Source organism: Gilliamella sp. Fer4-1 (assembly GCF_001690515.1).
Taxonomy (GTDB): Bacteria; Pseudomonadota; Gammaproteobacteria; order Enterobacterales; family Orbaceae; genus Gilliamella; species Gilliamella apicola_C.
In genome coordinates, this window is the sequence record NZ_LZGZ01000031.1 from 1 (window position 1) to 523 (window position 523).

General features: G+C 24.1%; 1 pseudogene. It reads right to left on the reverse strand.

Annotated elements, in window-relative coordinates:
* Positions 1 to 268, reverse strand: a pseudogene (locus tag A9G30_RS01025) (hypothetical protein); the annotation flags it as partial.
* Between the last annotated feature and the right edge of the window lie 255 nt (positions 269 to 523).

Consider the following 523-nt stretch of genomic DNA (forward strand, 5'->3'; position numbering starts at 1 on the left):
TTTCTTTTATAGATTCATTGATAATTACTTTATTTTCAACGATTTCATCATTTTTTGTTGTTTTTGGAGTGAGTAAAATCACCTCATCCTCTTCTATATCATTTGTAGGAAAGTTTTGATCTTGTTGCGTGCTTTGTGAAAATTTTTCTTTTTTATCTGAACTAAAAAGTGAAGATCGCTCCTTTTTATTAATCCAAAATCCATGGATGAACAATGCAATAATGACTAAGGATGCAACAACAACTAGAACAATACGTAAATTATCCATAATAACCATCTCTGTATTAAATTAAATATAGACTTAAATTATTCAATCATATTTTGAAAAAAATGATTATGGAGTATAGCAATGTAAATATTAATTTCTTTAACAATCTAGATTAATCTTCATTAAAGCAACCCCACCTAGTTTTTAGTATAACATTTTCTTTGAAATACGTTATAGCACTAAAAATTAATTAATATATATTACTTGATTTCTGACAATATTCATAATTATCAATATATATTTTTAATATCATAA